Genomic DNA, 24,396 nt, shown 5'->3' with positions numbered 1-24,396 from the left:
ATTATAGAGAGCTTGGGGCCTTTTGCGAACCATCTAGCAATGACTTAGAGCATGCTTTCCAAAATTTGCACCGTTTCTTCGAGGCCAATCCGGTCTTCCTGGTCGAAACGGTTAAAAATCGGACTGTCGATATCGAGCACCCCGATGATCTCGCCACCACGGCGCACCGGGATCACGATTTCCGAGTTGCTCGCGCCATCGCAAGCGATGTGACCGTCGAACTGGTGGACATCGTCAATGAGCTGGGTTTTCCCCTCTGCCACTGCCGTACCACACACCCCGCGGCCGACCGGGATCCGCACGCAGGCCGGTTTGCCCTGAAATGGCCCCAATACCAGGGTCTCGCCCTGCAACAGATAAAAACCGACCCAGTTGATCTCCTCCAGCTCCTGATTAAGCAGTGCGGAGAGGTTGGCCAGATTGGCAATCAGATCGGTTTCCCCCTCCAGCAGCGCCTTGGCCTGCTGGTTGAGGGTGCGATAAAACGGTTGTTTTTCAATCATGATTAAATGAACTTCACTCCCTGATGGTTTGGGGAAGGTAACGCCTGGCCGGGAAATTTCAAATATTTTTTCCACTCCCCACCTCTTGCGCCGTTATTCCCGGGCAACGGAAAGCGCCAATTGCTGGCGTTGACCATTACTCCACTCGATATTTAACAACCAGATCATGACGGGTGATGTACAGCTCCCCACCTGGGTCACCCCCTGCCACTGTCCGTCTATTTGTTCAAAGCTCACCGGAATGGTGCCCATAAACATATCTTTGCCTTCGAGTGTCGCTTTCACCGGTTTGATGGCCGGATCGCCGCCGGTAATAGCGATGGCAAAGTCATGTTCGGCGCGCAGCGGTAATTCCTTGATGGCGACCGTCAGCGGCTTGTCACCAATCAGCACGCTGCAAGGGGTGTGGGAAAGATCACAAATCTGATCTTTTTTCTGGTCAGCAGAGACGCTGTTATCGGCCGAAAACCAGGTGCGATAGGCCATCAGCGTCAATAGCAGCGCTAATACCAGTACCAGGTGCAAAACTTTACGTGCGGTAAGTCTCTCTTTCATCAAAAACAGCCCGATTAAGATGCAATTAAAATAGTTTTTTGTGATCTCGAACAAGGTAAAAAACCGCCATAACGAGACCGGACGGAGCCAAATATATCACTGTTTATACTGTTATTTTACCTGTCAGTTCAGTATCATTCCCATGAAGTTTTCATTTAGCCATCTTTTGCTTTTCCTTTCGTTAACAGATGTTAACAACTGGTCGGCGGTGGCTGATGAAGCCAGTCCGGTTCTCCGGATACAAAACCAAACAACAGCAGCATCGGAAGCGGAATATAACGATGAGCCATACAACTAACCATCCTGAGTACAACTACACCGTTGTTCGCCAGTTTACCGTCATGACGATTGTCTGGGGAATTGTCGGCATGTCGGTTGGCGTACTGATCGCAGCCCAGTTGATCTGGCCTGCTCTCAACTTCGAGACTCCGTGGCTGACTTACAGTCGTCTGCGGCCCCTCCATACCAACGCAGTGATCTTCGCCTTCGGCGTCAGTGCACTGATGGCCACCTCGTTCTACGTGGTGCAGCGCACCTGTCAAACCAGACTGTTCGGTGGCCCGCTGGCAACCTTCGTCTTCTGGGGCTGGCAAGCGATCATCCTCTCTGCCGCCATCTCTCTGCCGCTGGGTTACACCTCCGCCAAAGAGTATGCCGAGCTGGAGTGGCCGATTGATATCGCCATCACTGTGGTATGGGTCGCCTATGCCATCGTCTTCTTCGGCACCCTGATGAAGCGCACCACCTCCCACATCTATGTGGCGAACTGGTTCTTCGGCGCCTTCATCATCACCGTGGCGGTGCTGCACATTGTCAACAACATGGAAGTGCCGCTCTCGGGCATGAAGTCCTACTCCATGTACTCCGGCGCCATGGACGCCATGGTGCAGTGGTGGTATGGCCACAACGCGGTAGGCTTCCTGCTGACCGCCGGCTTCCTGGGGATGATGTACTACTTCGTGCCCAAGCAGGCCGGTCGTCCGGTTTACTCCTATCGCCTCTCCATCGTGCATTTCTGGGCGCTGATCTCCCTCTATATCTGGGCCGGTCCGCACCACCTGCACTACACCGCACTGCCTGACTGGGCCCAGTCGCTGGGCATGGTGATGTCCCTGATCCTGTTCGTACCCTCCTGGGGCGGCATGATCAACGGCATCATGACCCTCTCCGGTGCGTGGCACAAACTGCGTTATGACCCCATCCTGCGCTTCCTGATCGTCTCCCTGTCTTTCTACGGCATGTCGACCTTTGAAGGCCCGATGATGGCGATCAAAACCGTCAACGCCCTCTCCCACTACACCGACTGGACCGTTGGTCACGTTCACTCCGGGGCGCTGGGCTGGGTTGCCATGGTCTCCATCGGTGCTGTCTATCACCTGATCCCGAACCTGTTCGGCCAGGGCCGGATGTACAGCATCAAGCTGATCAACGTTCACTTCTGGCTGGCGACCGTGGGCACCGTGCTCTACATCGTTGCCATGTGGATTTCCGGCGTGATGCAGGGCCTGATGTGGCGTGCAGTCAACGAAGACGGCACCCTGACCTACAGCTTCGTTGAAGCGCTGCAGGCATCCTATCCCTTCTATTTCGTGCGCTTCCTGGGAGGCTGCTTCTTCGTCACCGGCATGTTGCTGCTGGCTTACAACGCCTATCGCACCATCACTGCGCCCAAAGGTTCTCTGGAACCTATCGCCCAGCCAGCCTGATTGAAGAGGTCAACCCATGAGCAACAATAACCGTCACGAAATATTTGAAAAAAGCGTTCCCATGCTGGTGGTCGGCATCATCTTCGCCATCAGTCTGGGGGGCCTGGTTGAAATCACCCCGCTGTTCTTCCAGAAGCAGACCACCGAGCCGGTGGAGGGCCTCAAGCCCTACACCGCTCTGCAGATGGAAGGGCGCGACATCTTCATCCGCGAAGGCTGCACCAACTGCCACAGCCAGATGATCCGTCCGTTCCGTGCCGAGACCGAGCGTTACGGTCACTACTCGGTCGCCGGTGAGAGCGTCTGGGAGCACCCCTTCCTGTGGGGCTCCAAGCGTACTGGTCCGGATCTGGCCCGTGTTGGCGGTCGTTACTCCGATGCCTGGCACCACGCTCACTTGATCAACCCGCGCGATGTGGTACCGGAATCCAACATGCCCGGTTACCCCTGGCTTGACACCAACGTGCTGACCGGCGAGATGACAGCCAAGAAGCTGGCGCTGTTCCGTGATCACTTTGGTGTGCCGTATACCGACGCCGATATTCAGGGTGCCGGGGAAGCGGTCAAAGGCAAGACCGAGCTTGAAGCACTCATCGCTTACCTCCAGTCACTGGGCCATGCCCTGAAATAAGGAGTCTCAAGATGGATTACGGCACATTTCGCGGTCTGTACACCCTGCTGTTGATGGCCATCATGATTGGCATCATCGTCTGGGCTTACAGCAAACGCCGCAAGACCTCTTTCGACGAGGCTGCCAACCTGGTTTTTGCCGATGATGAGCAACCCGGTGCTGATAAAAAGAACGCAGGAGCGAAACAATAATGAGCACTCTGTTTAGCATTTTTGTGACTGTCATCAGTCTGGGAACCATCCTCGGCTGCTTCTTGCTGCTGATGTGGTGCCGCAAGGACAAGATGGGTGTTGAAGAAGGTAAATCGATGGGCCACTCCTTCGATGGCATCGAGGAGATCAACAACCCGCTGCCGAAGTGGTGGACTTACATGTTCCTCTTCTTCATCGTCACCGGTCTGGTCTACCTGGTCGCCTTCCCGGGTCTGGGTAACTGGAAAGGTGTGCTGGGCTGGCAGAGCTCCAACCAGGATGTTCGCTCGCTGGCAGAGTCCAAAGCGGCGACCGTATCGGCCAAGGCCGAAGGTCGCGCGGTGGAGTATGACCGCGAGGTTGCCAAGGCTGACGAGATCTACGGCGCCAAGTTCCGTGAACTCACCTATGAAGCGGACGGCAAAACCTATCGTGCCATCACCGAGATCGCCAAGGATCCGGAAGCCCTGAAAGTGGGTCAACGTCTGTTCCTGCAGAACTGTTCCCAGTGCCACGGCTCCGATGCCCGCGGTGGCCGCGGCTTCCCGAACCTGACCGACAGTGAATGGCAATGGGGCGGTCAGCCGGAGAACATCAAGACCACCATCATGGGCGGTCGCCAGGGGATCATGGCTGCCTGGGGTGAAATCCTCGGCAAAGATGGCGTTCAGGAAGTGGCTTCTTATGTGCTGAGCCTCTCTGGTCGCAAGGTCGATCTGGTTGAAGCGAAGAAAGGTGAAGCCCGCTTTGCCATCTGCGCAGCTTGCCACGGGGCCGATGCCAAGGGCGGTATTGCCGTCGGTGCGCCAGACCTCACCAACAACACTTGGCTCTACGGTGGCTCCCGCGAAGTGGTGGTGCAGACCATCACCCACGGTCGTCACGGCGTGATGCCAGCCTGGAAAGACATTCTGGGTGAGGACAAGGTTCACCTGCTGGCCTCCTACGTTTACAGCCTGTCTCATCAACAGTCTGCCAAATAAGGTTCGCCCGTAACGTTGTAACATGTGATAAACACGTGATTACACAGCAAAAAGCCTCGACTCCTCGAGGCTTTTTGTTATCTTGTGTTGCGTCAAAACCATCTTCCACGTTAATCATTCGTTTCATGGCAGTAGCAATCATGACCCAACCTCTATCCAAACCGTGGTATCGCCAATTCTGGCCCTGGTTTATCATCGCCCTCCCCACTGCCGCCGTGGTCGGCAGCATCACCACCGCCATCATTGCCAGCCAGGATGGGGTCAATCTGGTGGCCGAGGACTATTACAAACAAGGGAAAGAGATCAATCAGGACTTGAGCAAGTTTGACCGCTCCGAAGCGCTCAATATCCGCTTTGGGCTGGAGGTTGACGGCAACGAGCTGACTCTCAAGCCCATCAGCGGCGACATTCCCGCCGGGCAAGCCCTCTATCTCTCGCTGTTCCACCCGACGTTGGCTGGTCAGGACAGCGAACACATGATCACCGCCGATGCGAGCGGCACCTATCGTCTCCATTTCGACAAGCCGCTGGTCGGCAAGTGGCACATTCGGGTCGATGCCTTCGATCACGAGTGGCGATTGCAAGAGACCGTCCAGCTGCCCACCCTGGCCCCTGTCGAACTCGACCCGAAAGGACGCTAAGCCATGACCGGCTGTTCTCACTGTGGTGAGCAGGTTCTCGCCAGCGCCCCCGCAGCTCGTATCCTGCATTCAGGGGGCCATAAACCATGACCCCGTGCTTTCACTGTGGCGAGCCGGTGCCCGCCAATAGTGGCTATTCCCTCGAGATAAAGGGGATTGTTCGCCCCATGTGCTGCCCCGGTTGTCAGGCGGTGGCGGAAACCATCATGGAGTGCGGCCTCGCCAGTTACTACGATCACCGCACCGCCCCCGGTACCAAGGGGGATCTGGTGCCCGAGGAGCTGGCCGCGCTCACCCACTACGACCTGGCCGAGATCCAGCAGGAGTTTGTCACCGAAAGTGGCACCCTTCGTGAAATCCAGCTGACGGTCGAGGGGCTCACCTGCGCCGCCTGTGCCTGGCTGATCGAACGGCATCTGATGACCCTGAGCGGCCTGCGCTACATCAACGTCAACACCACCACCCACCGAGCCCGCATCAAGTGGGATCCGGACCAGCTCTCCCTGAGTGACATCCTCAAGGGATTCGCCCAAATTGGCTATCGCGCCTACCCGTTCCAGACCCATCAACAGGAGGCGCTCTACGCCAAAGAGGTGCGCAGCTATATGTTCCGGCTGGCATTGGCGGGACTGGGCTCGATGCAGGTAATGATGTGCGCCGTGGCACTCTATATGGATCTCTTCATCAGCGTTGAAGATGAGTTCATGGTCTACTTCAAGTGGATAAGCCTTTTGCTCTCCACCCCCATCATGATCTATTCGGCACTGCCGTTTTACGTGGGCGCCTGGCGCAGCCTGAAACAGGGCCACCTGTCGATGGATGTGTCGGTGTCGCTGGCGCTGATCGGTGCCTTTGTTGCCTCTATGTGGGCCACCGTATTCAACACCGGTGAGGTCTATTACGACTCCATCACCATGTTCGTCTTCTTCCTGCTGCTGGGGCGCTTTCTCGAATTGCGGGCCCGGCGCAAGGCGTCGGAATCGAGCTCCAACCTGGCGCGACTGGTGCCCATCATGGCGACCCGCATTGATGATGAAGGGGAACATGAGGTAGCGGCCAAGACCTTGCAGGTCGGCGATCGGGTTCGGGTGCTGGCTGGCGCTACTTTGCCGGCGGACGGCATCATTGTCGAAGGACAAGCCAGTCTCAACGAATCCATGCTGACCGGCGAACAGCTGCCCCTGCTCAAACAGCCCGGCGATCAGGTCTATGCCGGCACCATCAACACGGATGCGCCGCTGCAGATCCGGGTCAGCCACCGCATCGAAGAGTCGCGGATCGCCCAGATCATGCGGCTGCAGGATCATGCTCTCGACGACAAACCGGCCATCGCCCAGATGGCGGATCAGCTGTCGCGCCACTTTATTCTGGTGCTGCTGATCATTGCCGCCGCAGTCTGGACCTTCTGGCACTTCCATCAACCGGATCAGGCCTTCTGGGTCACCCTCGCCGTGCTGGTAGCTACCTGCCCCTGCGCCCTGTCGCTGGCGACCCCGACGGCGCTGACCTCGGCCACCGCCAATCTGACTCGCAACGGCATTTTGCTACGCCGCGGTCATGTGCTGGACGTGCTGACCAAGGCCAACCGGATCGTGATGGACAAGACCGGCACCCTGACCACAGGCAACGTCAGCCTGACGCAGACTCAGGCGTTGGCCGACCTTGACGAGGCGCACTGCCTCGCCATCGCTCGGGCCATGGAGGCGCAATCTGAGCACCCCATTGCCCGCGCCTTCCGGTTGCCCGCCGACAACATCACAGTGCTGCCATCCGCCCGCGAGATCACCCCGGTCATCGGTCATGGCATCACGGCGCTGGTGGATGGCATACGCTACCGCATCGGCAGTGCCCGCTGGCTTGGGCTGGATCCGGCGCAAGAGCACGGCCGCGGTCTGGCTATCTATCTGGCCGACGAGCAGCAGGTATTGGCGCGCTTCAATCTGGAAGATACCCTGCGCCCCGATGCCAAGGCGCTGATCGCGGCATTCAAGGCGGCCGGTCTGCAAACCACTGTGCTGACTGGCGACAGCTCCCTGCAGGCCGACGAGATTGCCCGCGAGCTGGGAGTGGATGAGCTGGTCAAGGGGGTCTCACCCGATGGCAAGCTGGCCTATCTCAAGGCTCGTGAAGCCGAGGGTGATATCAGCATCATGGTGGGCGATGGTATCAACGACGCCCCGGTACTGGCCGGAGCTCACGCCTCGTTCGCTATGGCCGGTGGCACCGATCTGGCGAAAAACAGCGCAGATGCCATCCTGCTGGCCGATGACTTGAGCCGACTGCTCGAGGCCAGAGTGCTGGCAATGCGTACCCGCAAGATCATCATCGAGAACTTCGCCTGGTCCATCGGTTACAACCTGCTGGTGTTGCCGCTGGCAGCCTGCGGCTGGCTCCCCCCTTATCTGGCGGCGGCAGGCATGTCGCTCAGCTCGCTCATCGTGGTGACCAACTCCATGCGTCTCAACCGATGAGGCCGGTGGCGGAAAATAGCTGAAAATGTGGCCTGCCTCCGATGCAGGCCACATTTCTAATTGATAGCGGCTGGCCCCCTGCCCGAACAGGGTTACCATAGGGGACGCTTGCCAAGGATGAACGCCAAGGTACCTCTCATGAATATAATTTTTGTCCTGATCCCCATCGCCATCCTGTTTGTGATCATCGCCGGGGTCGTCTTCTTCTGGGCCATTCGCTCCGAGCAGTTTGAAGATCTCGACCGGCAGGGTTCCAACATCCTGTTTGACGAAGAGCAGCCCGCCCGCAAACCCGCAAAGCCTGCTGACCATGACCCACAACCTTGATCTGGCCGGGGCCTTGCTGGTCGGACTGGCAGGCTCTGCCCACTGTATCGGCATGTGCGGTGGCGTCTCCGCCGCGCTCTCAATGGCGATCCCCGCCAACAAGCAGCACTTCTGGGGACGGCTCACCTATCTGCTCAACTACAACCTCGGCCGGATCCTGAGCTATGTCATTGCAGGCGCCTTGGCTGGCGGGCTGCTGGCGACCACCAGCGAGCTCGGCGCTGGCAAACACGCTATCGCCGGTTTGCGCCTCGTGGCGGCACTGCTGATGATTGCACTTGGCCTTTATCTGGCGGGCTGGTGGCAAGGGATCTTGCTGCTGGAGCGGCTCGGCGCCAGGCTGTGGCCCCGTATCAAACCGCTGGCGGGCAAGTTTCTCCCCTTCACCTCACCGCTGCAGGCACTGCCCTTTGGCATGGTGTGGGGTTGGCTGCCCTGCGGGCTGGTCTATTCCATGCTGACCTGGAGCGCGGCGGCGGGTTCAGCCAGTGGCGGGGCGCTGATCATGCTCTTTTTTGGTCTCGGCACCCTGCCCACCCTGTTCGCGTTGGGGGGGCTTGCCGATCGCCTGAGATACTGGCTTACCCTGCGCAGTTTGCGCCTTGGCGGTGCCCTGCTGCTCATTTTGTTCGGGGTGCATACCCTGTGGATTGGCATTGCTTCCTTTTGAAACCCTATCCAAAACGGATGAGTTGATGGTAAACTTGTTTGATATAAATCAATTATTCGTATGAGCCTATGATCCCGGAAAAGAAACCTGGCAGACGTATCCAGAGCGGTGGCTGTGCAATTCATTGCCAGGATTGCAGTATCAGTCAGCTCTGTATTCCCTTCACTCTGAACGACAACGAGCTTGATCAGCTGGACAGCATCATCGAGCGCAAGAAGCCGATCCAGAAGGGTGAAGAGCTGTTCAAGGCTGGCGACGAGTTCAAATCGCTCTATGCCATCCGTTCCGGGACCATCAAGTCTTACACCATCACCGAGCAAGGGGATGAGCAGATCACCGCGTTCCACCTCGCTGGCGATCTGGTTGGTTTCGACGCCATCCACAAACAGGCACACCCCTCCTTCGCCCAGGCGCTGGAAACCGCCATGGTGTGCGAGATCCCGTTTGAAGTGCTCGACGATCTCTCCGGCAAGATGCCCAAGCTGCGTCAGCAGATCATGCGTCTGATGAGCAATGAAATCATGGGCGATCAGGAGATGATCCTGTTGCTCTCCAAGAAAAATGCCGAAGAGCGCCTCGCCGCCTTCCTGCACAATCTGTCGGTACGCTTCTCCGAGCGTGGCTTCTCCGCCAAGGAGTTCCGTCTCTCCATGACCCGTGGCGATATCGGCAACTATCTGGGGCTGACCGTCGAGACCATCAGTCGTCTGCTCGGCCGTTTCCAGAAGTCCGGTCTTATCAGCGTCAAAGGCAAATACATTACCGTGCTGGATCAGGTCGCCCTTGGCATGATGGCCGGTGCAACCCGACCAGCCTGTGGCTGAGCACTCTTTTAAAGCCCGCTTTCCCTGCCGGATCCTTTCCTCTGGAATGTGATCCGGTACGTTCCAGATACCCTCCTCCTGCGCTAAGCTGTAATAGCTAACATTCTGCTGTCATTGGACTTTTCCAAGGAGGAGAAGATGGTCAAATATCAGAATATTCTGGTGATTATCAATCCAGAAGAGGAGCGTCAAATCGCCCTCGAACGGGCAGTCAAAGTCGCCGAGCTGGACGAAAACGCCCATCTGACCCTGCTGCTCACCATCTATGACTTCTCGTATGAAATGACCGCCATGCTCTCGGTGGACGAGCGGCAAGAGATGCGCGACGGCGTCATTTCACAGCGACGTGAGTGGCTGGACGAGATCCTGACCCCCTATCGGGCACAGGGGATTGCCTGCGAGGTGAAGGTGGTCTGGCACAATCGCCCCTTCGAATGTGTCATTCAGGAGGTGCTGGAGCAGCACCACGATCTGGTGGTCAAGGCCACCCACCATCACAGCTTCCTGCAAACCTTCATCTTTACCCCCACCGACTGGCATCTGCTGCGCAAATGCCCCTGTCCGGTGCTGCTGGTCAAGGAGGGGCACTGGCAACGGGGTGGCAACATCATCGCCGCCATCAACTGCTCAAGCGACGATCCGGATCAGAAACTGCTCAACGAACGGATCACCCAGGAGGGGAGCGATATCGCCGAACTGCTGGGCTCCAACCTCTATCTGGTCAACACCTACCCGGGCACCCCGGTCAACGTGGCCATCGAGCTGCCGGAGTTTGACCCCAACGCCTATAACGAGGCTATCCGCAAACATCATGAAAGCCTGCTGCTCAGCCATGCCGACAAGTTCGGGATTGGTCATCTCTGGACCCGGGTGGCAGAAGGACTGCCGGAAGAGGTGTTGCCGGATATGGCCGAAGAGCTCAAGGCGACATTGATGATCATGGGTTGTGTCGGGCGTACCGGGCTTTCTGCTGCGTTGCTCGGCAATACTGCCGAACATGTGATTGACCGCCTCTCCTGCGACATCCTGATCCTCAAACCGGCTGACTACAGCTGCCCGGTCGACAGTCGTCGCAAACAATCATAAGGTGCCTGGCACCTTGCCCTCCCCCGGGACATGGCTATAATAACGCGCTTATTTGTGTCCCGGGTTTTACGAGCATGCTAGAAGAGCTGAACGCCAAAGATAAATACAGTTTTAACAAACTGCAGAAGCGCCTGCGGCGCAACGTGGGTCAGGCCATTGCCGACTTCAACATGATTGAAGAGGGCGACAAGGTCATGGTCTGCCTTTCCGGCGGCAAGGACAGCTTCGGTATGCTCGACATACTGATGAGCCTCAAAGCCAGTGCCCCCATCCATTTCGATCTGGTTGCCGTCAACCTGGATCAGAAGCAGCCTGGCTTCCCCGAGCATGTGCTGCCTGAATACCTCGCCTCACTCGCTATCGAGTACAAGATCGTCGAGGAAGATACCTACTCCATCGTCAAGGAGAAGGTACCGGAAGGCAAAACCACCTGCTCCCTCTGCTCACGACTGCGCCGCGGTATTCTCTATCGCACCGCCCAGGAGCTGGGTTGCACCAAGATTGCCCTTGGCCACCACCGCGATGACATCCTCGAGACCCTGTTCCTCAACATGTTCTACGGTGGCAAGCTCAAGTCCATGCCGCCCAAGCTGGTGAGTGACGATGGCAAGAACGTGGTGATCCGCCCGCTGGCCTACTGCAAAGAGAAAGATCTGGTGCGTTACGCCGAGGTCAAAGCCTTCCCCATCATCCCGTGCAACCTGTGCGGCTCGCAGGAGAACCTGCAGCGTCAGGCCATCAAGCAGATGATGCAGGATTGGGATCGCCGCTTCCCCGGTCGTATCGAAACCATGTTCACCGCCATTCAGGATGTGATCCCGAGTCACCTGCTCGATCACAAGCTGTTTGACTTCAAGAGCATCAACCGCGACTCCGGCATTATCGATGGCGGCGACAAGGCGTTTGATCCGCCCGAGATGCCAAAGGCTCCGCTGCTGGACATCGACGAGATGGATATGCTGGATGTGATTGAAGTGCGCTAAGCCGCCGTCACAGGGCAAACGCCACGCAATAAAAAAGGAGCGATAATCGCTCCTTTTTTGCTTTCTGGATTGGTCTGTCACTGCGGTGACAGCACCACCAACATCAGCCCTTGTGCAGCCAAGGGGTCAACCTCAGCACCTCACCCTGCAGGCGCAGTTGCCCGGCGGCGAACGCAGCCAGTTGCTCATTGCTCAGCAGCAGATGGCCTTCCTGCCAGGGCAGCGCCTCCTGACGGGCGCCATCAATCAGATAAGCGGTGCCGCTCTGCTGCACCAGGGTAATGCGCACCCCTTCCATCTTCGGCAGGAAGTGCTTGCCGACCATGCCTGCCATCTTGTCGAGCAGCGACTGCATCTGCTGCTGACGCGCCGCCAGCTCGGCCAGCGGCAGCTCGGGGCCGTTCGGTGCGTCGGCCATCACCTGTACTGCCATATCGCAGCTGGCGTGGGGCTCTTTGAGCGTGACCTGCACCATCCCTTTGTCGAGGTTGAGATCATCATCAAACGGCAGTCGCAGCTCGCTATCGACCGTCACCTCGCCCGCGACCTCCTTGTCCTGCGTCGATACCCGCGCAGAGACCAGACCGCAGCGCTGACCATTTTGCGGATCGGTCAGATAAAACCCCAGTCTGGCGTGACCAAACTCCCCTTTGGCAAAGGTCTTCATCTGGCTGTAGAAGGTGCTGTATTGCAGATCCAGCACCGGCTCAGCCAGCGCCAGCCCTGGCAGCAAGAGACTGGCCAGCAAGCTATGGCGCAAGGCCTTGGTCACTCCATATCGACGGGTCATTCAACATCCTTTTGCATCATGCATTGAAATGGTTGGGGCCTTCTGTCACCTCGTTAACCTCTACTGCCACGCCGCAGAGATCCCGATAGAGGATCCCCTTGCAGTTGAAATAGAGCGGTGCCACCCAGATAAGCCCCAACCCCATGGGGATCAGAGCCAGGAAGAAGAGCGCGGTCATCACGCCGTGGAACAGCACAATGCTGGGCCAGCCGCGCGCAAAGAGCTTGAGAGAGATCAGAATGGCCTGGGGCGGCGTCAGGCCGCGCTCCAGCACCAGCGGTACGGTAAAGAGCAGTCCCATGCCAATCAGGGCCGAGGGAATGAAAGAGAGTACGGCGGGCAATCCCAGCAGATCGAACAGCGGGCCAAACAGGCTGGTGAGCAGACTGCCAAGCAAGCTCAACATGCCAAGGCGCACAAAATGGCGGAAGAAGTCGAACACCTGGTTGGCCCGGGCACGCACCCCGACCGACTGCTGCAACCCCAGCATATCGAGGGAGCTGGTCATGGGGGCCATCACCACCGTCATCAGCAAGCTCAGCACCATGGCCACATTCATCTGGTTGTCATCCCCCAGATAGGGCAACAGCAGCACATTGCTAAGCAGGATCCAGATCGCCGTCACCCCGACAATCGCCAGCAGCAGGCCAAATCCGGTACGGCGGGTCTGTTGCCATCCCTCCTGGATGACCCCTTTCAGATCAAGGCGGTAGCCCTGGTTCAGAGACTGCTCAAGGGAGCCGCCAATACGCATTTTATTACTCAATTGACTATCCAATATCTAAAACGACCAAATCAGGTGGCACATTATAGCGATTTGGCCTGCTATTCGTAGCCGTTTTTCCTGCGCACTTGCGGCTAATTCGGGCCAAAAAGCCTTTGATTTCATGGATTGGCTGCATAGAATGCGGCCCTCTTTCAACACGATGGCCACTGGCAGGGGTGAGACTGGCGGATGATGAACAATCCACAGGTAATTGTCGCGCTGAACAAGATCAGCAAAAAATACGATGGCAAGGTGATCCTGAGTGACCTTGACCTGGAAATCTACGATGGTGAATTTCTTACCCTGCTGGGCCCTTCCGGCTGTGGCAAGACCACCCTGCTGCGCCTGCTGGCCGGGCTCGAATCGGTCGATGGTGGCACCATCCATCTGGCCGGTGACGAGATCACCCATATCCCCGCCGAGCACAGGCACATCAACACCGTGTTCCAGAGCTATGCGCTCTTCCCTCATATGACGGTGTTTGAAAACGTCGCCTTTGGCCTCGAGATGCAGAAAGTGCCTGCCAGCGAGATCCGCCAGCGGGTCGAGGAGACCCTCGCCATGGTGCAGCTCACCGAGCTGGCCAACCGCCGCCCGGATCAGCTCTCCGGCGGCCAGCAGCAACGGGTCGCCATCGCCCGCGCCGTAGTCAACAAGCCCCGCCTGCTGCTGCTCGACGAATCCCTCTCGGCACTCGACTACAAGCTGCGCAAGCAGATGCAGAGCGAGCTCAAGGCGCTGCAGCGTCGCCTTGGCATCACCTTTGTCTTCGTCACCCATGATCAGGAAGAGGCGCTCACCATGTCTGATCGCATCCTGGTGATGGAGGGCGGCAAGATCATCCAGCGCGGCACTCCGCGCGATATCTACGAATCGCCAGCCAATCTGTTCGTGGCCCGCTTTATCGGCGAGATCAACGTGATGGACGGCAAGCTGATCAGTCAGCGCGAGCCTGCTATCTGGCAGGCCGAGGTAGAGGGGCGCGAATGCCTGCTTCATACAACACTGCCATTCCAGCCAGACGACAAGGTACTGGTGCTGCTGCGCCCGGAAGATCTGCGCATTCTCGATCAGGATGACGATCAGAGCGGCGCACTGCGGGGCAATATCCGCGAGCGCAACTATAAGGGGGCAACGCTGGATTCAGTGATCGCGTTAGAGAGCGGAAAACAGCTGCTTATCTCTGAGTTCTTCGACGAGGATGACCCCGACTTTGACTACCGTCTCGGTCAGGAGGTGGCGATCCACTGGGTCGACAGCTGGGAGGTGGTGCTGCCCTATGAGCCTCATTAATCTGCGGGTAGCGCACAGCTTTGCCCACAACGGCTTTCGCAACGGGGCCATCGCGCTGATCCTCGGCTGGCTGACGCTGTTTGTCTTCCTGCCCAACCTGATGATCATCGGCGTCAGCTTCCTGACCCGTGACGAGTCCGAGCTTATCGCACCGCTCTTTACCCTGAGCAACTATGGCCGCCTGCTGGACCCCCTCTATTTCGAGGTGCTGCTCCACTCCCTCTGGCTGGCGCTGCTCGCTACAAGCATCTGCTTGCTGGTGGGTTACCCCTTTGCCTGGCTGCTGGCCCATCTGCCAACGCGTATCCGCCCGCTGCTGCTGTTTCTGGTGGTGGTGCCGTTCTGGACCAACTCCCTCATTCGTACCTATGCGCTCAAGGTGCTGCTCGGCACCCGGGGGCTGATCAATGGCTGGCTGCTGGATCTGGGGCTTATAGAGCGGCCGCTGCAGATGATGTATACCGAGGTGGCCGTCATCATCGGGCTGGTCTATGTGCTGCTCCCCTTTATGGTGCTGCCGCTCTACTCCAGCATCGAGAAGCTGGATGGCCGTTTGCTGGAGGCAGCGCGAGATCTTGGCGCCAACGGCTGGCAGCGGCTGGTACGGATCATCTTGCCCCTCACCCTGCCCGGCATCATCGCCGGTTGTCTGCTGGTGTTCCTGCCCGCCATGGGGATGTTCTATGTCTCCGACTTGCTGGGGGGCGCCAAGCACCTGCTGATCGGCAACCTGATCAAGACCCAGTTCCTCAACAGCCGTGACTGGCCCTTTGGCGCCGCCATCAGCGTGATGCTGACGGTGCTGATGGCACTGTTGGTCTACTGCTACTGGCGGGCGGGCAAGCTGCTTAGCAAGAAGGGGGAGCTGGCATGATACGCGCACTGAAAGCTCTGTTCCTGCTGCTGGTGTTTGGCTATCTCTATGTGCCCATCGGGGTGCTGATCGCCAACTCCTTCAACCTGTCGAAATATGGCATCGACTGGCGCGGCTTTACCCTGGGCTGGTATGAGAAGCTGTTTGCCAGCGCCAGCCTGATGCAGGCCGCCCAGCACTCCCTGACCATCGCCGCCCTCACCGCCACCGCAGCCACCCTGATCGGAACCCTCACCGCCGTGGCGCTGTTTCGCTACCGCTTTCGCGGCAAGCAGTACGTGAGCGGCATGCTGTTCGTGGTGATGATGTCCCCCGATATCGTGATGGCCATCTCCCTGCTGACCCTGTTTGTGGTGACCGGCATTGCGCTCGGCTTCTGGTCGCTGCTGATCGCTCACATCACCTTCTGCCTGCCGTTCGTGGTGATCACCGTCTACTCGCGGCTGTGCGGTTTTGATGTGCGGATGCTGGAGGCAGCGCGGGATCTGGGGGCTGGCGAGTGGATCATTCTGCGCCGCATCATACTGCCGCTGGCGCTACCGGCGGTGATGGCGGGCTGGCTGCTCTCCTTTACCCTGTCGCTGGACGACGTGGTGGTGAGCTCCTTTGTTACCGGCCCGGCCTACGAGATCCTGCCGCTCAAGATCTACTCCATGGTCAAGGTGGGGGTCTCCCCCGAGGTCAACGCCCTAGCCACCCTGATGCTGGTCGCCTCCCTCGGGATGGTGCTGCTGGCACAACTGTTACTGCGCAAACGGCAGGGTTGACCCTGCCCGTTTCGTCCCCGCCACCTTTGGCGAACTCTGTCACGGTGGGCCGCAAGGCCCCATAACCCCAAGGAGTTATTGATGACAATCCAACACCAGGCCGGCGCCCTGCTGGCAGCCGCCCTCACCCTCACCACCCCGCTGCTGAGCCAGAGCGCTCACGCGGCCGACGACAAGGTGGTCTACTTCTACAACTGGTCGGAATATGTGCCGGACGGTCTGTTGGAGCAGTTCCAGCAAGAGACCGGTATCAAGGTGATCTACTCCACCTACGAATCCAACGAGACCCTCTACGCCAAGCTGAAAACCCATGGCGACGGCTATGACGTGGTCGTGCCCAGCACCTATTTCATCTCGAAAATGGCCAAAGAGGGAATGCTGCAGCCGCTGGATCGCGCCCAGCTGCCCAACTTCAAGCACCTCGACCCTACCCTGCTCAACCACGAGTACGACCCGGACAACCGCTACTCCATCCCCTATATCTGGGGCGCAACCGGGATCGGCACCAACACCGACATCATCGAGCAACCCGTTACCAGTTGGAAACAGCTCTGGGCACCGGAGTGGAAAGAGAGCCTGCTGCTGATGGACGATGCCCGCGAGGTGTTCCATATCGCGCTGGCGCAGCTGGGCTACAGCCCCAACACCCAGGACAAGGCGCAAATTGCCGAAGCGTTCGAATACCTGAAAAAGCTGATGCCCAACGTCAAGGCGTTCAACTCCGACAACCCGGCCGACCCCTTTATCGCAGGTGAGGTCAATATCGGCATGCTGTGGAACGGCTCGGCCTACGGCGCCCAGCGCGAATACCCCTCCATCCAGATGACCTACCCCGAAGAAGGGGCGGTACTCTGGATGGACAACCTCGCCATCCCGGCCAAGGCCAAGCATGTGAAAGAGGCCCACGCCCTGATCAACTTCCTGATGCGCCCCGATGTGGCCGCCAAGGTGGCCGAGGCGATTGGTTACCCCACACCGGTCAAGGATGCCATTCCCCTGCTCACCCCGGCGTTTCGCAACAATCCCATGGTCTTCCCGAGCGACGAGATCAAGCGCAAGGGCGAGTTCCAGTCCGATGTAGGGGATGCCTCCCGCCTCTACGAGCAGTACTTCCTGCAGCTGAAAGCCATGGTGGCCAAGGCGGGTTAAGTCGGCGGTTAATTGACCCTGATGGGTTCAATAAATTAAGGGGGCAATATTTGCCCCCTTCTCTTTTCATAATCGCCAACATATTCAGAGTTGCCCCTTTGTGTAGATATGGGCAAAATATGTACGTTTATGGAAAATGACTGTACAGTATTATCGAAACCGCGAATGTCCGCTTACACGATTGCGAATCGACCTACGACCCTCAACACATCCTTTCTCAGAGGCACAAAACTATAAGGTGTGGGATTATAAAGCAATCCCACACCAATGTTTTATATCACTATGACTATTTAGCCAAACTGGAATTTTTCAAATGGCAGTTGGCGAGGCCTTTATAAGAAAACTGTACTTAGTAGCCTTTACTATTTTTTATATTCAACAAGTAGTCTATCCTTTGTAATATACTTTCCAATTTCATAGTCAGGATTCCATGTTGCTACATTATGCGCGCCGATTGCAATTGAGCTTGCAACCCCGGCTAAAAAAGTGACAGGATTAGGTGTAACCGCCGCAGCCATTATAGCTTTTCTTCCGATGGTATACACACGACATTTCATATCCATACTTTCAATTAATTTCTCAAGAGTCGCAACCGTATTACTAACGTTACCTGAACCAATCTTTTCAATTTCGAACGACTTTTTTTCTCTTAATAAGTTTTCAACTTGACTATCCGATAAATCTTTAAGTGAATAAACGCCAATATCCATATATATTACCTCTAGGTTTGTGTTAAGATGCCCTGATTATTTTGGTAGCTAACATTTTGTTAAGAGAAAACAAATTGCTGACTACAATTCGAATTCGTGACAAAGTCATAAAAGCAAACTACTTTATCATTTTGTGCTACTTGTTGTTTCGACTTATCTTTAAGTAAAGAAATAACTTTATCATAAATATCAACATAATCTGTTTTTTTGTTTCATGATCTCTCGTTGTTTTAATGTTTAATACAATGTAATACCCCAAATTAACGACAATAAAGCAATTGCAGAGTATGGATATTATTTTTCCAAGGGAAGAATGCCCATAAAATCACAAAAGCTATTCTGTATATATTCAAAAATTTGACGCATTGAAAAAATTTTAACATCCTACTCTAACCACCTGGGTCCATGCCATAGATATGCGGAATCTTTCCTCATTCTCCGATAATCGAGTTCACTAAATAACTGCTCTAAATAGTGCTACATCTTGCCGAAAGCCTTGCGGTGTAAAACATCGCTACCATCAGGTGACAAAGCTGGCTCAAACACCCCTCTTCTAGAGGCTGTACGAGTGCAGTTATCTACTATTCTGAACAACTATGTAGTATCCAGCATCCCGTATCCTAGTAAACAAGATGGCTACCGCAAGGAGGTTCAGATCCCATCACGCTGCTTTATAACTGGATGTAATATGAAGCAACCACCAGGCATCTCGGCTGCCATTATCACTCTATAGAGCCTGATGAGTAAGGTATCAAACGCAGACCATTACAGTCAGCAAAAAGTTCTCTATCGGACTGATTTCTTTCTCATTTTTTGATGAAGGTCAGCCTTGTTGTGTGAACGAAGATAGGATACGCAGAGGGTATTCCAGTAGACGACCACATCGTGCAAGAGCGGTAAAACAACTGGGGAGGTTATTGCGCCCACAGTCCTTTCAATACCAACAGCCCTATCTCTGTCGTCAGAGCTCCCACCAAACTCAGCACTAGTTGACTCGTACTCTTAGCCAAGGGGTTTAAGACAAGATGGCCAAAGCCTATTAATTCTGCACTTTTTCATCACCCCTCAGGGGGTGTAGATTGGTTGAGGGGGCAAGCGTTGCCCCCTCTCTTTTTTCATGACCCCTCGAGGTATCACGGAAAACACGTTTTTCGCCGGTATCGCGGGTGGCCTGAGCCAATCAGGAGTATTCATGTCCGATCTGACCCTCTATTTCGCTCCCGGCACCTGTGCCATGGCTGTGCAGATTGCCCTGCTGGAAACCGGCGCCCCGTTTACTGCCCGCCAGCTCAATCTGGCTGCCGGTGAGCAGCGTTCGCCCGAATACCTCGCCATCAACCCCAAAGGACGGGTGCCTGCCCTTGTCACCGAGCATGGCACCCTGACCGAGACCCCCGCCCTGCTGCTCTATGTGGCGCAGTGTTTCCCCGATGCCAAGCTGGCGCCGCTGGACAACCCGTTCCTGCTGGCCCGCATGCAGGAGGTCAACAGCTTCCTCGCCTCCACCGTGCATGTCTCCCACGCCCACGGCCGCCGTGGCAGCCGCTGGGCCGATGACGAGCAGGCCATTGCCGCCATGCAGCAGAAAGTCGCCAGCAATATGCGCGATGGCTTTGCCCAGATTGAGCAGCACTATCTGGCAGGCCCCTGGGTACTCGGCGAGCAGTTCAGCGTGGCGGATATCTACCTGTTCGTGGTCGCAGGCTGGCTGAAAAGCGATGGGGTCGAGATCAGTGAATTCCCCAAGGTTGCCGAGCATTATCAGCGTATGTTGACCCGTCCGGCGGTCGCCAAGGCGCTGACCAACTAACCATAAAATCAGTAACGATGGGTGTCAGGGCTCTGCTGACACCCTTCCTGCCTCCTCCCCTGCACTTCTTCTCTCGCCTTTGAGATCGTTTTCACAATTTTGCTGTTTTGCCGTGGCTGTTTTCCGGTAGATGGCCTACCTTTAATCCATCACGCAACCGGTTGCGTAACCGGTTGCCTAGCGGTTCACAGATTGATGGGCCAAGGCCTGATGAGGTGCTGTATGAAACGAGGCGTACTGCTCAATGCTCCCCTGAGTGCTCTGGTGGCACAAATGGGCCACACTGACGAGATCACCGTCTGCGATGCAGGCTTGCCCATTCCGGCCGGTCCGGAGCGGATCGATCTGGCGCTGATGGCGGGGACGCCCAGCCTTGCAACCGTACTGACCGCCCTGCTCACCGATCTGGTGGTGGAGAAGGTGATCATGGCAAGCGAGATCAAGCAGATCAGCCCCGCCGCCCATCAGGCGCTGGTCGATCAGCTTGAGGCCCACGCCACCGCCCAGGGCAAGCCCATCACTATCGAATACTGCCTGCACGAGGAGTTCAAAACCCGCTCCCGCCAGAGCAAGGCCATCGTGCGCAGCGGCGAGGTCACTCCCTACGCTAATATTATTCTCTGCGCCGGTGTGGCGTTTTAAGCCTCTTCAAGGACGCTGCAAATGAGCACAACCTCCCCCCTCTCACCCATTCTGGAGCTAACCGGGATCGTCAAGACCTTCCCCGGTGTGCGCGCCCTCGATGAAGCGGGTCTGCGGGTCTATCCGGGCCAGGTGATGGCCCTGCTCGGTGAAAATGGCGCCGGCAAATCCACTCTGATGAAGGTGCTGACCGGTATCTATCAGGCCGATGCGGGCAGCGTCAGCTACCGCGGTCAGCCAGTCCACTTCAAGGGCCCCCGCGACTCCCAGGATCAGGGGATCAGCATCATCCACCAGGAGCTGAACCTGCTGCCGGAGTTGTCGATTGCCGCCAACATCTTCCTCGGTCGCGAACCGCGCACCCGTTTTGGCAGCATCGATCACCAACAGTTGCGTGAGCGGGCCAGCGGTCTGCTGGCACGACTTGGTGTCAAGCACGGCCCGGATACCCGACTCGGGGATCTATCCATCGGCGAACAGCAGATGGTAGAGATCGCCAAGGCACTGTCGTTCGATGCCAGCGTCATCATCATGGATGAACCCACCGATGCGCTGACCGACACCGAGACCGAGCAGCTGTTTGTGGTGATCCGCGAGCTGCGCCAGCAGGGTTGCGGCATCGTCTATATCTCCCACCGCCTCAAGGAGATCTTCCAGATCTGCGATCGAGTCACAGTGCTGCGCGATGGCAAGTGGATCGGCGAGAAGGCGGTAAGCGATCTGGACGAAGACAAGATCATCGAGATGATGGTGGGTCGGCGGCTGGAAGAGCAGTATCCGCGCCTTGAGCGCGAGCTCGGCCCCGTCAGCCTGCAAGTGAAGGATCTGGCAGGTCCCGGCGTGCGCGGGGTGAGTTTCTCCCTGCGTCAGGGAGAAATTCTGGGCTTCAGTGGCCTGATGGGCTCCGGCCGCACCGAGCTGATGAAGCTTATCTATGGCGCCAGCCCCATCAGCGCCGGCGAAGTGGAAGTGGACGGTCATGCTCTGGTGCCCAAGCCCAAGAGCCCGGCCGACGGATTGGCCGCGGGCATCGCCTATATCTCCGAGGATCGCAAGGGCGATGGGCTGGTGCTGGAGCTGTCGGTGCGCGAAAACATGAGTCTGTGCGCCCTCGACGAGTTCATCAGCAACGGCAAGATTGACGGCAAGGCCGAGCGGCAGGCGGTGAGCGACTATGTGCGCCTGTTCAATATCAAGACCCCGAGTCAGGATCAGCTGATCAAGCTGCTCTCCGGCGGCAACCAGCAGAAGGTGGCCATCGCCAAGGGGCTGCTGACCCGGCCCAAGGTGCTGATCCTCGACGAGCCGACCCGCGGCGTCGACGTGGGGGCGAAAAAGGAAATTTATCAGCTGATCAACCAGTTCAAGAAGGAGGGGATGAGCATCATTCTGGTCTCCTCCGAGATGCCGGAAGTGCTCGGCATGAGTGATCGCATCATGGTGATGCACGAAGGGCGCATCAGCGCAGAGTTCAACACCCGCGACGCCAATCAGGAGAAGCTGATGGCGGCGGCAGTCGGTAAACAGTGGCAAGCAGAGCAAGAGGCATCCCAATGACAACCCAAACCCTTTCCCGCCGTGGCGTCATGAGCAAGGCGTGGTGGATCGAGAACAAATCCCTGGTCGCGCTGCTGGTCCTGATTGGTGTGGTCTCCTTCCTGAGCCCCAACTTCTTCACCGCCGACAACCTGCTCAACATCCTGCGCCAGACCTCGGTCAACGCCATCATGGCGGTCGGCATGACGCTGGTGATCCTCACCGCCGGTATCGATCTGTCGGTCGGCTCGGTACTGGCCCTGTGCGGTGCGCTGGCGGCGACTATGGTCGCCATGGAGCTGCCGATCTGGCTGGTGGTGCCCCTCACGCTGGGGGCCGGTGCCCTGCTTGGCGGCGTCAGCGGTCTGATCATTGCCAAAGGCAAGGTGCAAGCGTTCATCGCCACCCTGGTCACCATGACCGCCCTGCGCGGCATCACCATGGTCTATACCGAGGGTCGCCCCATCTCCACCGGCTTCAGTGACGGCGCAGATCACTTTGCCTGGCTCGGTACCGGTTACCTGTTCGGTCTGCCGGTGCCCATCTGGCTGATGGCCATCGTCTTCCTGCTCGCCTGGTTCATGCTCAACCACACTCGTCTCGGTCGCTACATCTACGCGCTGGGCGGTAACGAGTCTGCCACCCGCCTCTCCGGCATCAATGTGGATCGAGTGAAGCTGGCGGTGTATGGTCTGTGCGGCGCGCTCTCGGCGCTGGCAGGGCTTATCGTTACCTCTCGCCTCTCCTCTGCCCAGCCGACGGCGGGTATGGGTTACGAGCTGGATGCCATCGCCGCCGTAGTGCTCGGTGGTACCAGCCTGATGGGCGGCAAGGGCCGCATCATGGGCACCCTGATCGGTGCCTTGATCATCGGTTTTCTCAACAACGCCCTCAACCTGCTCGACGTATCGTCCTATTACCAGATGATCGCCAAGGCCAGCGTGATCTTGCTTGCCGTGATGATCGATAACAAAAGCAACCGTTAATAAGACAAGCCACACACAAGGAATGAAATGATGAAAAAGCTCAATACCCTGCTCGCTGCCGCCATCATGTCCGTGCTGGGCACCGCCCAGGCCGCCGATCAAACCCTGGCGATGGTGGTCTCCACCCTCAACAACCCCTTCTTCGTCACCATGAAAGAGGGTGCCGAAGCCAAAGCCAAGGAGCTTGGTTACGAGCTGGTGGTACTGGATTCCCAGAATGACCCGGCCAAAGAGCTCTCCAACATGGAAGATCTCACCGTGCGCAAGGTCGGCGCCATCCTGATCAACCCCACCGACTCCGAAGCGGTCGGCAACGCCATCCGTCTGGCCAACCGCGCCAACATTCCGGTGCTGACCCTGGACCGCGGCGCCGCGCAAGGCGAGGTGAAAGCCCACATCGCCTCCGATAACGTGGCGGGCGGCAAGCTGGCCGGTGACTTCATCACCGAAAAACTGGGTACCGGTGCCAAGGTGATCCAGCTGGAAGGGATTGCCGGTACCTCCGCCGCCCGTGATCGTGGCGAAGGTTTTGCCCTGGCCGTGGCAGCCAACAAGCTGCAGGTACTGGCTTCCCAGCCTGCCGACTTTGACCGCACCAAGGGTCTGAACGTCATGGAAAACCTGCTGGCGGCCCACCCGACCGTACAGGCAGTGTTCGCCCAGAACGACGAGATGGCGCTGGGTGCCATCCGCGCGGTGCAGGCTGCCGGTAAAGAGGTGATGATCGTCGGCTTCGACGGCACTGACGATGGCAAAGCCGCCGTTGCCAAGGGTAAACTGGCCGCCACCGTGGCCCAGCAACCTGCCCTGATCGGTGCCATCGGCGTCGAGACGGCCGACAAGGTGCTCAAGGGTCAGCCGGTCGAGAAATCCATCCCGGTTCCGCTGCAAGTGGTCAGCAAATAAGTGCACAGGGGGAGGCTCGCCTCCCCTTTTTCCCCTCAGTCGCGGTGCCTCCCGGCTTGAGCTCACTCAGTCATTGTGTTCAAGCCAAGATGCATCAGGAGTAGTCAACATGAAACGTCTCGTCGTTCTGGGCAGTGTCAATGCAGACCATGTGCTGCGCGTTCCCCACTTTCCTCGCCCGGGTGAAACCCTGACCGGTCACAGCTATCAGGTGGTCCCGGGTGGCAAGGGGGCCAATCAGGCGGTCGCTGCCGCCCGCCTCGGCGCCCCGGTCTCCTTTATCGCCCGTATCGGTGATGACGCCATCGGCCACCAGATGAAAACCGGCTTTGCCAAAGATGGCATCGACGTGAGCGCCGTCGAACTCGACGACACCTTGCCCACCGGTATCGCCATCATCTATGTCAGCGATGAGGGGGAGAACAGCATCGGCATCTCCGCCGAAGCCAACGGTGCCATCACCCCTGCCGTGGTGAAAAACCACGAAGCGATGATCGCCGACGCCCACACCCTGCTGTTGCAGCTGGAAGTGCCGCTCGAAAGCGTGTTCGAGGCGGCCCGTTTGGCCCGTGCCCACGGCACCCGGGTAGTGCTCA

The 24,396-nt window shown here is 57.6% G+C and carries 26 protein-coding genes; 21 read left to right on the top strand and 5 right to left on the bottom strand.

Going from position 1 to position 24,396, the window contains the following annotated elements:
* Positions 1–44: 44 nt before the first annotated feature.
* Both BN1115_RS14915 and BN1115_RS14910 read right to left on the bottom strand, forming a co-directional pair.
* Entirely contained in the window at positions 45–503 is a 459-nt protein-coding gene (locus BN1115_RS14915; protein WP_040065573.1) for a GAF domain-containing protein, read from the bottom strand.
* Positions 504–596: 93 nt separating this feature from the next.
* Positions 597–1,058 (bottom strand): hypothetical protein, encoded by a 462-nt coding sequence (locus tag BN1115_RS14910; RefSeq protein WP_042657783.1) that lies wholly within the window; start codon positions 1,056–1,058, stop codon positions 597–599.
* A 281-nt stretch (positions 1,059–1,339) separates the two neighbouring features.
* On the opposite strand from BN1115_RS14910, the gene ccoN reads away from it, so the two are divergent.
* The 11 genes from ccoN to ttcA all read left to right on the top strand — a co-directional run bounded on the left by ccoN (position 1,340) and on the right by ttcA (position 11,571).
* On the top strand, positions 1,340–2,764 hold the full coding sequence (ccoN, locus tag BN1115_RS14905; protein ID WP_042062346.1) for a cytochrome-c oxidase, cbb3-type subunit I: 1,425 nt from the start codon (positions 1,340–1,342) through the stop codon (positions 2,762–2,764).
* Positions 2,765–2,780: 16 nt separating this feature from the next.
* Positions 2,781–3,395: a cytochrome-c oxidase, cbb3-type subunit II gene (gene ccoO, locus BN1115_RS14900; protein ID WP_042062345.1), complete on the top strand. Its 615-nt coding sequence runs from the start codon at positions 2,781–2,783 to the stop codon at positions 3,393–3,395.
* Between the two features lie 11 nt (positions 3,396–3,406).
* A complete protein-coding gene (locus tag BN1115_RS14895) occupies positions 3,407–3,586 on the top strand; it encodes a CcoQ/FixQ family Cbb3-type cytochrome c oxidase assembly chaperone (protein ID WP_005336620.1) in 180 nt (59 codons plus the stop codon).
* Positions 3,586–4,569 (top strand): cytochrome-c oxidase, cbb3-type subunit III, encoded by a 984-nt coding sequence (gene ccoP / locus BN1115_RS14890; protein WP_042657773.1) that lies wholly within the window; start codon positions 3,586–3,588, stop codon positions 4,567–4,569. The genes BN1115_RS14895 and ccoP overlap by 1 nt, the downstream gene beginning before the upstream one ends.
* Positions 4,570–4,709: 140 nt before the next feature.
* Positions 4,710–5,210, top strand: a complete 501-nt coding sequence (locus BN1115_RS14885; protein WP_042657772.1) for a FixH family protein — start codon at positions 4,710–4,712, stop codon at positions 5,208–5,210.
* An 86-nt stretch (positions 5,211–5,296) separates the two neighbouring features.
* Positions 5,297–7,681 carry a heavy metal translocating P-type ATPase gene (locus BN1115_RS14880; RefSeq protein ID WP_042657771.1) on the top strand — a complete coding sequence of 795 codons (2,385 nt, stop codon included), beginning with the start codon at positions 5,297–5,299 and terminating at the stop codon, positions 7,679–7,681.
* Between the two features lie 138 nt (positions 7,682–7,819).
* Positions 7,820–8,008 (top strand): cbb3-type cytochrome oxidase assembly protein CcoS, encoded by a 189-nt coding sequence (gene ccoS, locus BN1115_RS14875; RefSeq protein WP_042657770.1) that lies wholly within the window; start codon positions 7,820–7,822, stop codon positions 8,006–8,008.
* Positions 7,992–8,678, top strand: coding sequence for a sulfite exporter TauE/SafE family protein (locus tag BN1115_RS14870; RefSeq protein WP_042657769.1), 687 nt, complete (start codon positions 7,992–7,994; stop codon positions 8,676–8,678). The genes ccoS and BN1115_RS14870 overlap by 17 nt, the downstream gene beginning before the upstream one ends.
* A 68-nt stretch (positions 8,679–8,746) precedes the next feature.
* Positions 8,747–9,502, top strand: coding sequence for an FNR family transcription factor (locus BN1115_RS14865; protein ID WP_042062338.1), 756 nt, complete (start codon positions 8,747–8,749; stop codon positions 9,500–9,502).
* A 138-nt stretch (positions 9,503–9,640) separates the two neighbouring features.
* Positions 9,641–10,588: a universal stress protein UspE gene (gene uspE / locus BN1115_RS14860; RefSeq protein WP_042657768.1), complete on the top strand. Its 948-nt coding sequence runs from the start codon at positions 9,641–9,643 to the stop codon at positions 10,586–10,588.
* Between the two features lie 74 nt (positions 10,589–10,662).
* Positions 10,663–11,571 (top strand): tRNA 2-thiocytidine(32) synthetase TtcA, encoded by a 909-nt coding sequence (ttcA, locus tag BN1115_RS14855; protein WP_042657767.1) that lies wholly within the window; start codon positions 10,663–10,665, stop codon positions 11,569–11,571.
* Positions 11,572–11,674: 103 nt separating this feature from the next.
* On the opposite strand, the gene BN1115_RS14850 is transcribed toward ttcA, so the two are convergent.
* Both BN1115_RS14850 and BN1115_RS14845 read right to left on the bottom strand, forming a co-directional pair.
* Positions 11,675–12,361, bottom strand: coding sequence for a DUF2987 domain-containing protein (locus tag BN1115_RS14850; protein ID WP_042657766.1), 687 nt, complete (start codon positions 12,359–12,361; stop codon positions 11,675–11,677).
* Positions 12,362–12,377: 16 nt separating this feature from the next.
* Positions 12,378–13,115 carry a DUF2189 domain-containing protein gene (locus BN1115_RS14845; protein WP_042657765.1) on the bottom strand — a complete coding sequence of 246 codons (738 nt, stop codon included), beginning with the start codon at positions 13,113–13,115 and terminating at the stop codon, positions 12,378–12,380.
* Positions 13,116–13,316: 201 nt separating this feature from the next.
* On the opposite strand from BN1115_RS14845, the gene potA reads away from it, so the two are divergent.
* The 4 genes from potA (at position 13,317) to BN1115_RS14825 (ending at position 17,210) form a co-directional block, all read left to right on the top strand.
* Positions 13,317–14,420: a spermidine/putrescine ABC transporter ATP-binding protein PotA gene (potA, locus tag BN1115_RS14840; protein ID WP_042657764.1), complete on the top strand. Its 1,104-nt coding sequence runs from the start codon at positions 13,317–13,319 to the stop codon at positions 14,418–14,420.
* Positions 14,407–15,294 (top strand): spermidine/putrescine ABC transporter permease PotB, encoded by an 888-nt coding sequence (gene potB, locus BN1115_RS14835; protein ID WP_042657763.1) that lies wholly within the window; start codon positions 14,407–14,409, stop codon positions 15,292–15,294. Before potA ends, potB begins: the two co-directional genes overlap by 14 nt.
* Positions 15,291–16,061, top strand: coding sequence for a spermidine/putrescine ABC transporter permease PotC (gene potC, locus BN1115_RS14830; RefSeq protein ID WP_042657762.1), 771 nt, complete (start codon positions 15,291–15,293; stop codon positions 16,059–16,061). The genes potB and potC overlap by 4 nt, the downstream gene beginning before the upstream one ends.
* 81 nt (positions 16,062–16,142) lie before the next feature.
* On the top strand, positions 16,143–17,210 hold the full coding sequence (locus tag BN1115_RS14825) for an extracellular solute-binding protein (RefSeq protein WP_042657761.1): 1,068 nt from the start codon (positions 16,143–16,145) through the stop codon (positions 17,208–17,210).
* Positions 17,211–17,572: 362 nt separating this feature from the next.
* Here BN1115_RS14825 and BN1115_RS21815 read toward each other — a convergent pair whose 3' ends face one another.
* Positions 17,573–17,920 carry a hypothetical protein gene (locus BN1115_RS21815; RefSeq protein WP_075113591.1) on the bottom strand — a complete coding sequence of 116 codons (348 nt, stop codon included), beginning with the start codon at positions 17,918–17,920 and terminating at the stop codon, positions 17,573–17,575.
* 1,192 nt (positions 17,921–19,112) lie between these two features.
* Here BN1115_RS21815 and BN1115_RS14820 point away from each other — a divergent pair.
* From BN1115_RS14820 to BN1115_RS14795, 6 genes are all read left to right on the top strand, one after another.
* A complete protein-coding gene (locus BN1115_RS14820; RefSeq protein ID WP_042657760.1) occupies positions 19,113–19,730 on the top strand; it encodes a glutathione S-transferase family protein in 618 nt (205 codons plus the stop codon).
* A gap of 222 nt (positions 19,731–19,952) precedes the next feature.
* Entirely contained in the window at positions 19,953–20,372 is a 420-nt protein-coding gene (rbsD, locus tag BN1115_RS14815) for a D-ribose pyranase (protein WP_042657759.1), read from the top strand.
* A gap of 21 nt (positions 20,373–20,393) precedes the next feature.
* Positions 20,394–21,929, top strand: coding sequence for a ribose ABC transporter ATP-binding protein RbsA (rbsA, locus tag BN1115_RS14810; protein ID WP_042657758.1), 1,536 nt, complete (start codon positions 20,394–20,396; stop codon positions 21,927–21,929).
* Entirely contained in the window at positions 21,926–22,894 is a 969-nt protein-coding gene (gene rbsC / locus BN1115_RS14805; protein ID WP_005336670.1) for a ribose ABC transporter permease, read from the top strand. Before rbsA ends, rbsC begins: the two co-directional genes overlap by 4 nt.
* 30 nt (positions 22,895–22,924) lie before the next feature.
* On the top strand, positions 22,925–23,800 hold the full coding sequence (gene rbsB, locus BN1115_RS14800) for a ribose ABC transporter substrate-binding protein RbsB (RefSeq protein WP_042061682.1): 876 nt from the start codon (positions 22,925–22,927) through the stop codon (positions 23,798–23,800).
* 109 nt (positions 23,801–23,909) lie between these two features.
* Positions 23,910–24,396: PfkB family carbohydrate kinase (locus BN1115_RS14795; RefSeq protein WP_042657782.1), on the top strand; the 487-nt coding region annotated here is incomplete at its 3' end.

The sequence above is a fragment of the Aeromonas allosaccharophila genome (genome assembly GCF_000819685.1).
Lineage (GTDB): Bacteria > Pseudomonadota > Gammaproteobacteria > Enterobacterales > Aeromonadaceae > Aeromonas > Aeromonas allosaccharophila.
This window is presented reverse-complemented; position numbering and strand designations above follow the sequence as displayed.

What these genes read in the sequence shown, in the direction of transcription:
- BN1115_RS14915 (WP_040065573.1), bottom strand. Translation starts at nt 503, where the DNA reads ATGATTGAAAAACAACCGTTTTATCGCACCCTCAACCAGCAGGCCAAG.
- BN1115_RS14910 (WP_042657783.1), bottom strand. Translation starts at nt 1,058, where the DNA reads ATGAAAGAGAGACTTACCGCACGTAAAGTTTTGCACCTGGTACTGGTA.
- ccoN (WP_042062346.1), top strand. Translation starts at nt 1,340, where the DNA reads ATGAGCCATACAACTAACCATCCTGAGTACAACTACACCGTTGTTCGC.
- ccoO (WP_042062345.1), top strand. Translation starts at nt 2,781, where the DNA reads ATGAGCAACAATAACCGTCACGAAATATTTGAAAAAAGCGTTCCCATG.
- BN1115_RS14895 (WP_005336620.1), top strand. Translation starts at nt 3,407, where the DNA reads ATGGATTACGGCACATTTCGCGGTCTGTACACCCTGCTGTTGATGGCC.
- ccoP (WP_042657773.1), top strand. Translation starts at nt 3,586, where the DNA reads ATGAGCACTCTGTTTAGCATTTTTGTGACTGTCATCAGTCTGGGAACC.
- BN1115_RS14885 (WP_042657772.1), top strand. Translation starts at nt 4,710, where the DNA reads ATGACCCAACCTCTATCCAAACCGTGGTATCGCCAATTCTGGCCCTGG.
- BN1115_RS14880 (WP_042657771.1), top strand. Translation starts at nt 5,297, where the DNA reads ATGACCCCGTGCTTTCACTGTGGCGAGCCGGTGCCCGCCAATAGTGGC.
- ccoS (WP_042657770.1), top strand. Translation starts at nt 7,820, where the DNA reads ATGAATATAATTTTTGTCCTGATCCCCATCGCCATCCTGTTTGTGATC.
- BN1115_RS14870 (WP_042657769.1), top strand. Translation starts at nt 7,992, where the DNA reads ATGACCCACAACCTTGATCTGGCCGGGGCCTTGCTGGTCGGACTGGCA.
- BN1115_RS14865 (WP_042062338.1), top strand. Translation starts at nt 8,747, where the DNA reads ATGATCCCGGAAAAGAAACCTGGCAGACGTATCCAGAGCGGTGGCTGT.
- uspE (WP_042657768.1), top strand. Translation starts at nt 9,641, where the DNA reads ATGGTCAAATATCAGAATATTCTGGTGATTATCAATCCAGAAGAGGAG.
- ttcA (WP_042657767.1), top strand. Translation starts at nt 10,663, where the DNA reads ATGCTAGAAGAGCTGAACGCCAAAGATAAATACAGTTTTAACAAACTG.
- BN1115_RS14850 (WP_042657766.1), bottom strand. Translation starts at nt 12,361, where the DNA reads ATGACCCGTCGATATGGAGTGACCAAGGCCTTGCGCCATAGCTTGCTG.
- BN1115_RS14845 (WP_042657765.1), bottom strand. Translation starts at nt 13,115, where the DNA reads ATGCGTATTGGCGGCTCCCTTGAGCAGTCTCTGAACCAGGGCTACCGC.
- potA (WP_042657764.1), top strand. Translation starts at nt 13,317, where the DNA reads ATGATGAACAATCCACAGGTAATTGTCGCGCTGAACAAGATCAGCAAA.
- potB (WP_042657763.1), top strand. Translation starts at nt 14,407, where the DNA reads ATGAGCCTCATTAATCTGCGGGTAGCGCACAGCTTTGCCCACAACGGC.
- potC (WP_042657762.1), top strand. Translation starts at nt 15,291, where the DNA reads ATGATACGCGCACTGAAAGCTCTGTTCCTGCTGCTGGTGTTTGGCTAT.
- BN1115_RS14825 (WP_042657761.1), top strand. Translation starts at nt 16,143, where the DNA reads ATGACAATCCAACACCAGGCCGGCGCCCTGCTGGCAGCCGCCCTCACC.
- BN1115_RS21815 (WP_075113591.1), bottom strand. Translation starts at nt 17,920, where the DNA reads ATGGATATTGGCGTTTATTCACTTAAAGATTTATCGGATAGTCAAGTT.
- BN1115_RS14820 (WP_042657760.1), top strand. Translation starts at nt 19,113, where the DNA reads ATGTCCGATCTGACCCTCTATTTCGCTCCCGGCACCTGTGCCATGGCT.
- rbsD (WP_042657759.1), top strand. Translation starts at nt 19,953, where the DNA reads ATGAAACGAGGCGTACTGCTCAATGCTCCCCTGAGTGCTCTGGTGGCA.
- rbsA (WP_042657758.1), top strand. Translation starts at nt 20,394, where the DNA reads ATGAGCACAACCTCCCCCCTCTCACCCATTCTGGAGCTAACCGGGATC.
- rbsC (WP_005336670.1), top strand. Translation starts at nt 21,926, where the DNA reads ATGACAACCCAAACCCTTTCCCGCCGTGGCGTCATGAGCAAGGCGTGG.
- rbsB (WP_042061682.1), top strand. Translation starts at nt 22,925, where the DNA reads ATGAAAAAGCTCAATACCCTGCTCGCTGCCGCCATCATGTCCGTGCTG.